Origin of the sequence: Psychromonas aquimarina ATCC BAA-1526, from assembly GCF_000428725.1 — a bacterium.
GTDB lineage: Bacteria > Pseudomonadota > Gammaproteobacteria > Enterobacterales > Psychromonadaceae > Psychromonas > Psychromonas aquimarina.
In genome coordinates this window covers 1-9,283 of the sequence record NZ_AUAM01000072.1, presented here as the reverse complement: position 1 = coordinate 9,283, position 9,283 = coordinate 1, and the positions used below count along the sequence as shown (strand labels likewise).

Sequence of the window (9,283 nt, the reverse complement as noted above, 5' to 3'; positions counted from 1 at the left end):
TTGCTAACAACTCCTTTTAAAATCTCAATTTCAAAAGCATTACATGTCTGCCTGATCAACTCTCTTACCTTCAGTCCAATATCACCTTGTAGAACTTGATACCTATATTTAATAACAAAAACAAAATGATACTGAATCTTAAAAACCGTATGACTACCATACCTATAATCCATAACCATCCCCTAACCGAATACCTGTTCAGATATTATAGCTAAAGCTGACCGGCTAAAGCCGATGGTTTTAACCTTGTCAGGAGACTAATAAACAGCATGAATAAATTACTCCTTTCCATTTTTCCGGGCATTGATCTGCTCGGCAAAGCTTTCGAGCATCAAAATTTCTGTGTGGTTCAGGCCCAGGATAAAATCATGAGCGGTTTATAACTTGTAGACATAAGACATTTTCACCCGCCTGCAGGCCGTTTTGACGGTCTAATCGGCGGCAGTCCTTGTCAGGATTTTTCCCCGTTGAACAGAGCGCCCGGCAATAACAGTCAGGAAATGCTCGATCAATACTGCCGCGTGGTGACGGCTGCGCAGCCGGACTGGTTTTTACATGAAAACGTGTCGCGTGTGCCGGAATTTGAAATACCTGGCTATACACAGCAGCGCTTTACTCTCGACCTCGCCTGGTTCTCTGAATATTCACGGTTAAGGGTGTTTACCTTCGGATCTAAAAACGGGCGCCTGCTCAATCCCATGCAGGGAAAAAAAGGCGTTGTCATCGGTACGGCCGTCACGGGTAATGATGAACGGTCATTTTCTGCCTGCTGTCAGATACAAGGATTAGATAGAAACTTTGATCTGCCTGATTTAACACTGACGGCCAAAAAGCAGGTGGTTGCAAACGGTGTCCCGCGTGAGCTGGGCGATTATATTGCCGGGCTGATATGTGAACAGTATTACGGCACGGAAGCAAAGGTGGTTGCGCTTAATGAAGATATACGCCGGTGCGGTTGCGGCCGTCAAGTCCTCGGCAGACAGAAAACCAGCTCTGCAACCTGCCGTAAAAGGCTCAGCCGCCGGGTAAAATCGGCTTAATACCCCTTACCCGCCTTTTCCAACATGCTATGTTCCCCCTCTTGGATTTCCCAATCAGGTAAGTTGGATGCTTTATATAAACTCCTAACATATACCTAGTTAAACTAGGATCGTTGATTAAAGCGCAACGGCGCACGTCATAACTTAAACAACGTAGTGCGCGAAGCACTTAGGCTAATCACCTATTCAGTCCTAAGACCTATCTCGGAACTCACGTTCCAAGCCCGTTGCTAAATCCACGGGTAGTTGACTTTTTTGGCTCAGTTCTATAACCACAATTATTGCAGCGTTTGAATGCTAACCCCTTGTTAGGCCAGCCCATTTTTATCGTTTCAAATGTTTTGGAAGGGCAATAAATACATTCAATTTCTTGAGCTTGTGCAGGGCGAATTGAAGCTGGTTTATTAATTACTGACGTACTCAATTTTAAGTGCTGCGTAATTAACCTGAACGTGCCTTCTGTATACTTCCTTGTGTTACGTATCCGTATTAGTGGTATTTTTGCACTGTTCAGGGCGATATTTTTTTCATTGTCTCTTTGAAAAGCTGATGTTGATAAATGGCTGGAATCATCTAGCTCAATGGCACATAGTATTTTGCTACTTTTTTGCTCTGTAATAACGAAATCAACATGCTTGGCTTGTACTTTGTGCAGTAGCTTAATGTTGTTATTAGTCGGCTTAGTAATGTCGGCTAAACGTACTTTTTGATTGATATTGAATTGGGCCGGAATATGCCGTTTGAGTTGATTGTAAAAGTTCTGCTCCGCATTGGTTAATAAATTTTCACATGAAATATATCGATCCGCGAACAGGAGGTTTTTAACTTTCCAAAGAAACAAAGCTACGGCTAATATCACAATAACGGTGGTAATTAGATCTGCTTTCATTAATGCGTTGGTCATATATTCCATGTTCATCGGTCCTTTTTTCGCTAAACGTTTTAATCCGACAACCAGGCATTAAGTTATCGGATTGTTTTTGTTAAACAGAATTACTCAGGTTTGATGAAGTCGTAACGCTGACCTTGTGTGTAGATGGCGGGTACTAATGCATTGTAATTAACGTATTTGGACTTATTTAGTCCGTAGCTTATTTCAAAAGACGGCCTGTAGTAGTAATAGCCACTAGGTAATAAATCAGTTATTTCCTTTAAAAGTACATCTTGCTTGGTTGTTTTTAAAGTATCCAATAATATTGAGACTTCTAGGTAAATTGGGTTGATTATCTTGTTTGAATCAACACCTGACGTATAGCTTTCTATTACCCCGTTACCTGTAAAGTCCACATTCATCAATTTTGCAGGTGTTTGCTTGTTTCTGGTAAATGTTCCTATTCCATAACTTTCACCATTTGATTCAATTATTAAGTAATTACCATTCTTATTTTCAATTTCTTTTACTTCACCATACTTTGAGAACACTTTAGTCACAGCGAATCGTATATTGCTGCGAATTGCATTTGTTGCTTCAACCTCGTTTTTATATTCGCTTGAATCAACACTAACAAGCCAGCGTGAATTTGAAGACGCATGATGTTTTTCGCTTAACGCAAGATCCGCCGAGTAGCCCCCCGCAATATCAATTAATCCGGTAAAATCACCTGTTAACACATTTAACGTACCGAAAAACTTAGAAGCCCCCCCTTTACTCTTGCGCAACGCCTCTTTTACTGTGTCTATCTCACCTTGCTCAAAATCTCGTAAAGGTGATTCGTTTGTCATTAGCTCAGTTTGCAAGGCTAAATTCATAGCGTGTGAATTATTTGTACTAAATGGATTTGTTTTAACTGCCTCATTGCTCGTAGATGCGCAAGCTGTTAACAATACTAATGTTAGTGAGGTGATAATATTTCTTAATTTCATAATCAATTTCCTTTTTAGTTGACACTAATACATTACCCTTGTTTTCATATTTCCAAAATATCATATTTTGAAGTTATTGTTTTTCGTTCCACGCATCCTCATAAACTTCTCGTTTTATTTCATCTGCATCAACCGACTCAGCACGATCAATGTTCACTTCTGACACATTAGGTCTATCTTGACCGCTGGTAATATATGAACCGCTACCAGTTAACGAATCTATATTTATATTCGCCTGGTCGGTAAAATTACCTGTGCTTACTAATATGCCAATCCATTCATCGAGATTCACATTATCCCAATTCACATCTTCTACATCATTAAGCTCTAATCCTGAACAGTTCGGATTTTCGGGAGATCCCCAATCTAGTCCCATCTGAGGCTGCTTGTATATTTCTTCCATCATTATTCGGGACATTGGAGAGTCAAAAACGCAATGTGACTCACGCTTTTCGATGCAAGCTCCTAAAACCTTTTGTTTGCAATACGTGCCTATGTAATGTGTAGACAACAGCTCGCGCTTCATTGCCAAATCCATTTCTTCATCAGTACATTCGTAAATAATTCCGATCAATAAATTAAATACAACATAAGCAAGGTAAGCGTAATATACGACCATCAACGCAGAACCAACTGCCCCCATTTGTGGTGATGCGCCCACAACTGCATCCCCTACAGCATTTTTCCCTACTTCTTCAAAAAAGAATTTTGCTACTTGCTCACCAAAAGCTTCTTTTAGCCATTCATTAGCGATTGTCATTACGGACTGAGAAAATTGCGTCATTGCTTCACCGATGAAGCCTTGCGCCCCCTCTCCCGAAGCGGCGGAAGTCGCTTGTGCAGCATCAGCAGGGCTAGACCATATTGATGAAAAACCATCTGCAACATAATCTGTCGCAGTGTTCCAAACTCCGTTATATCCCTCGATCAATTCTAATTCAGCGGTAAGGTGATCCATCGAAATCATTTTTTGAGTAAGAGTAATATAATCCCCAAGTGAAACGGCTACTGGTGATTCACAACAATCCTGCATACCGCCTACCGCAATTTTGCATTCTCCTGCAGTACCTTTAAAAAGTTCACAAGTAACATTGCTATCTGCAACGCCTGTATTAGATGGACTTGGTGTGGCTGCCGGAAGACTTCTTGTAGAACGCGCTGATTTTGCAGCCGTTTGAACAGCAGAATACGATGCCAGCTGCGCTTGTGCATTGACAACATCCTCCATATTTTCTTCACTTTCTTTTTTAATTTCTATGAATTTATCACCAATGTATTCAGTCATACTTGCTTGAATATCGGGAGCTTCACTTGTTATATCTGCTGCATAAGCTTTAGGGAAAAAAGTATCAAAAGTAATTTCAAATGGACTTAATATTTCATTAAGTAATTGTCTTTCATTGATCGGTTGTTTTTCTGTATTAGCCAAAGGTGATAATGAAGCAGATACACATCTACTTTGATCTTCATTCCATACAGGGTATAAAGATGGGCAAGATTGAGTAGCAGGAATATCAAGGCGGCAGGTATTTGATGGTGCGTGATAACTTGTACCCGCTGTATTGCAACTAACAAGGACATTTGATGAAGTTGCTTTTTCACATTTTTTTGTTGAAGTATTGTAATTGTAACCTGATTGACAAAAAGGTTTAGATGATACCGACTTAGTACACGTACTGTTTGAAAGAGTGTAACCGCTAGGGCAACTTTTTAAAGCCTGAGTAGTGCTAGTTTTTTTTTGGCAAACCTTATAAGTATAACGATACCCGTACTTAGTTACGAAACTGCCAGCTTTATAGTATGCACCGTCACTTGCCAGCTTCCAATTGTTACTTGCAGTTGAAAGCTTCGACTTGCCATTCCACCTACATTCATAATATTTAGCCCCTAAAAACTGATCACACATGGAGTTATTTTGGCTAAATTTACAACTAGAAGTTGTCTTCTTACACACTGAGCCATTCAATGTTGAACCACTAGGACACGAATAAGTTACATTTGATGTTTGTTGTTTAGTACAAGTTGATCCATTAAGCGTATATCCTGCCGAACACTTAGCCGTCGCATATAATATGCCTTTACAAATACCTAACGTTTCATCATAAGTTTCATGGGACTTATCACAATTAAGTGTCACAGGAATTTCAAGCCTACACATATCATCAGATGAACTAAATTGGTTATCACCTTCAAGAAGAAGATAACCATCTGGACAAGAAGAAATAGGCGGAACTTCACAAATACCATTTGTATTTTTTTGGTGCGAAGATGGAGGACAGCTATCTTTGTCTACTGCTGCTGATTCATTTTTACATACTCTGTAATAAGTATCCGAATCTAAACGTTGCTGAGAATCCCCACAGGTATAGACAACACCGTCAACGTTCACAGGTATGCAAATAGGTGTGCTTGTGTTTTCATGAACCACAGCATCATTACTAACAACCTGAATGCCGTTACGTTGTCCCGCAGCGTAAAAGTTACTTTCATCAAAATCACAAGAACTTGCTTTTAAACAAATGTCTGAGTATTTATTATATTCAAACCCTGACGGGCAAGAGGGTACAGGGTAAAATCTATCGGGTGGAGAATCGGGATCAAAACTACGCTCAGGAACATTTTGACACGACAAGTCATTTCTCGCATATTGTAACATCTGCAAATACGCATTAACTTCAGCAAATGAGTCGTTTCCTTTGTCACGACTTGGTGAATAGCACGATTCGCCTATACACTGAATTTCACCGTCACAAAGTAACACATCATCAACCGTTTCATTCCCAGTTGAAGCATTAAAACCGCAATCGTAAGTATCAGTTTGCACATAACATTCACCGCTTGCACCAACCGCCCCATCAACACACTCTGTTTTTATATAACCGCATGTACTGTCATTTTCATAAGCCTCACAGCCGTTTGTCGTTACTGTTTTATTATCAAAACAGTTTTCTACTCCGTCCATGTTGGTTGTGCAGATTTCCCCCTGATTAAAGCCACAGTCGGAAACTACATCAATGCGTTTACAAAAAGGGCTAATACCAGCAATAGGGGATGGTGAAAAATCATTTTCACAGACAGAAAAACCATTAATGCTAGTGCAACCATTGCTATCAAGGCTAGGCATATTTGCGCACGTAATAGTAGCTGAGCAATAACCATCACTAACTTGTTGCTGAATTTCTTTTACTTTGTTTATCTGTTCATCATCAGTCCAAACATCATTAAAAATTAGTTTATCAGGATCGTACTGAATTTTTATTCGGCTATATCCCTCACCATTTCCCGCAACAGAAGTTCTCGTTTTAAATATCATTTCATCTAGCGGGGCTAACTTCTGAAATTCACCAGTAACATTTATTCCAGGTTCAATTTCCCAAGAAGTACCAAGCTCACATTCAGTACCAATTTCCGGCGGAAACTCACCATTAGGACCATTATAGACTTTTGTACTATTCATCCACACTTGATGATAATCATCAAATTTCGAGAATTCTAATTCAGCGTAGACAACTGCGTTGGGTTGAATGACTTCAAGCACCACTTCTTCTTCGTAAAGCGTACACCAACCAGCCCAATAATTATCTCCGACTGTGCCGATCCAGGCTTTAATACACCCATCACCACAACTTAGAATGTTAAATGGGCCGGACTTGTGGCGAATGATACCCGCTTCATAATCGTGTCCAATTGAAACTGTTTGTGAAACAACGGGAATTTTCTCACACCGCTCATATTTAGGTACGTGATAATTATTGCCAGAAGAAATAACTTGTTTCACTATTTTGCATTCACTGAAGTCTTTAGCTATTTCAACTAAATTTTCAAAAACATTGTCTGTTTGGCCCCAAATAGGATCATTTCGTAAATCTGATTTTTGTCGTGCAAATGAGCGTTTCACTGTGTCGTAAGCAATCTCACCCGATGTTTCGGGCGCTTTACTCTCATATTGTGACTGCGCTCTTTGACCTGCAATTATTGTATTAGCATCACTGCCGTAGGTGTCTGTCGTGGCTGGAATATAATCATCATCTTTTTGCCCTGTTACCTCTTTTGATGTTGATATAACCTCTCCATTAAGGGTTATATCCCCATTTGTATTAGCCGAAGAATATGGAAAATTTTCATAAAGAGTATTAGAGAACGTATTTGCTTCTGCAATTTTTTTTTGAAAATTGGCAGAGGCCCACGCAGCCGACATATACAAAGTTTGTGTCGTTATGATCAATATAACGCTAACAATTTTAGCTGTTAGCGTGAGCATACGTTCTGCTAGTAACATCTTTACACCCCGCTATTAAGCTGTAGCGACCTCTTTTTCAGTAGATTCAAGCGCAGCCATTTCCGTTAGTGATAACTCAGGCTTTACTTCAACTGCTTTAACTGCTTTTTTAGTCGGATTTTTAACTTTTGCTGTAGCGGTTTCCGCATCATTTGTGACTACTTCAGCATCAATCTCAAGCTCTTTCATTGTTTCAACAGCGTCAGCACTTTTGCCTGTGTTTTTTGCCACTTGCATTGCGTGTTTAGCAATATTGTTGATTTGCTGTGATACGTTACGCATATGAATACCGAGTTTTACAACACGGTCTTTTCGTATACGCGAAACCATTTCACCGTTCAACCAGATCGTATCAATCAGGTTGGTAACTAACTCGAATTTCCCCATCATGTTTAAATACATAGATGCCAACGGACTGTAAATTTTGAACTCTTTTTGCTTATGCATCGTGTAATCGGCACGTTCAAAATCATTTTCTTCAACAATCGCGCTGTACTTGGTAATGTCTTTATTGAACAGCTTGATTTTCTCTGCAAAAATATCTTGTACCTTTTCATTAGCAGTTTCAGCAACCACATCATCACCGATGTAAAACAAAATCACATCAAGCGCATACAAACTGCTCATTGTACGGTTGATGTATTGATCTAATGCCAGGATAGATGCCTCTGAATGCATCTCTAGCGTTTTAGTAATCACCGGACGAGAATACTTACGCTTTTTTGCAGTTACTTGTTTTGATTTAGCCATAACATTGCTCCTTTAGTAGTATTATTTATTGTTCGCTTGAATAATGATTATTTGTTGTGCACTGGAATAAGATTTAGATGCAAAATACTTTGCTAAACTTGCGTTAGGTTTAATACCTTTCCATCAATATTGGGCAAGGGTACCTCCTGCTTTAGTTGAAGGTGAATTGCTTGCACTCTCCATAAGTTGAGTTAATGTTGTGGTGCGAGCCGTAAGCCGCACTGTGTTTTTCTTAATGTTGGCACTGGCATGGACTTTCTCACCTAGTATGTTTTCTAAGGCAAAATAACCTGTACTCCGCTTACCTTTAACAAAGCCAGTGCCTTGTGGTGTTTTTACATAATCATGCTTTTTAAGCCCAAATAGTTTGCCTACTGGAATACGCTTTTCAGAACGAATCCCTTTCCTTTGTTGGTAATCGCCGTTAGCAACATGACGCTTGTAAAAAACATGCGAAGCAGAGTGCACAAGCTCTCCATCTTCACAACAAATAGCAACCGCATCATTACAATGTGTTTTTGGTAAAGCCAAAAACACTTCTCGCTTGAATTTTGTCTCAAAACCAAAAGTTTCTTCAAAGTCCCAAAAGTTTTTTAGTTGTGCTTTTACTACCCCGATTTCGGTAGCGTATTTGGTTTTTGATTTCTTTGCTTTTAGCTCGAATTTTCCAGCGTGTAAGTCATTGTGGCAAGCCTCACAAAGCGTTTTTAAATTGCTTGGTGCGTCAGAGCCTCCATGACTGCGAAAGACCAAATGATGTACATGCAGTTTGGTGCTGTGCATGCACTTACGGTCACTTTGACAGGTGTAGTTGTCACGGTGCAAAACGTAGGCTTTCACGTTGTAGAAGTCCTTTTGAACACCTTGCTGATAGCCTGAGCGGATTACATAAGGATCTGTGATCCTGTGAATATCAAAACTGGCTGTTTCCACTTTCCATTGACGGATAGGCAAAATAGACTCAACCTGTTTTTTCTCACGTAAATGCGATTCCACTTTACTGCGAATTGACGGAGCTAAACGCCCAGTAGCTCGCATTGAGGCACGATTTGCCCAACGAGCGGGGCGATAGCGGCACTTGCGTCCACGCCTTGTGCGACGATACATAGCACGTTGCTTCATCTTTTTAGAAACATCAGTTCGCAGCTTAACTTCGCTTTGGTAAATTACTTCACCGTTAGCGGTTACAGCACAACCCACGAACTTACTTCCAGTATCCATACCACCAACAATCGGTTGCTTATATTCGGTAGTTTCTCCCACTAACTTAATAGTGAAAGGCATTCTGGTTTTTACCTTAGCTTTGCGGTCTTTAAGCAGTAATCTTGCGACAGCTGGCTTGCACGGCATC

The 9,283-nt window shown here is 40.0% G+C and carries 7 protein-coding genes; 1 reads left to right on the top strand and 6 read right to left on the bottom strand.

Going from position 1 to position 9,283, the window contains the following annotated elements:
- Positions 1-173, bottom strand: a 173-nt coding sequence (locus tag G337_RS26630; protein WP_037027933.1) for an IS200/IS605 family transposase, incomplete at its 3' end; no start/stop codon positions are given.
- A 219-nt stretch (positions 174-392) separates the two neighbouring features.
- Here G337_RS26630 and G337_RS0117955 point away from each other — a divergent pair.
- Positions 393-1,040, top strand: coding sequence for a DNA cytosine methyltransferase (locus tag G337_RS0117955; protein WP_084605482.1), 648 nt, complete (start codon positions 393-395; stop codon positions 1,038-1,040).
- Positions 1,041-1,251: 211 nt separating this feature from the next.
- Here the strand turns inward: G337_RS0117955 and G337_RS27870 are convergent, their stop codons facing one another.
- The 5 genes from G337_RS27870 to iscB form a co-directional block, all read right to left on the bottom strand.
- Entirely contained in the window at positions 1,252-1,953 is a 702-nt protein-coding gene (locus G337_RS27870) for a DUF2726 domain-containing protein (RefSeq protein WP_051303381.1), read from the bottom strand.
- Positions 1,954-2,033: 80 nt separating this feature from the next.
- On the bottom strand, positions 2,034-2,903 hold the full coding sequence (locus G337_RS0117945) for a hypothetical protein (RefSeq protein ID WP_028865111.1): 870 nt from the start codon (positions 2,901-2,903) through the stop codon (positions 2,034-2,036).
- A 73-nt stretch (positions 2,904-2,976) separates the two neighbouring features.
- A complete protein-coding gene (traN, locus tag G337_RS0117940) occupies positions 2,977-7,182 on the bottom strand; it encodes a conjugal transfer protein TraN (protein ID WP_028865110.1) in 4,206 nt (1,401 codons plus the stop codon).
- Positions 7,183-7,197: 15 nt separating this feature from the next.
- Positions 7,198-7,932 (bottom strand): hypothetical protein, encoded by a 735-nt coding sequence (locus tag G337_RS0117935; protein WP_028865109.1) that lies wholly within the window; start codon positions 7,930-7,932, stop codon positions 7,198-7,200.
- A 123-nt stretch (positions 7,933-8,055) separates the two neighbouring features.
- On the bottom strand, positions 8,056-9,283 hold a 1,228-nt coding region (gene iscB, locus G337_RS26620; RefSeq protein ID WP_037027932.1), incomplete at its 5' end, for an RNA-guided endonuclease IscB.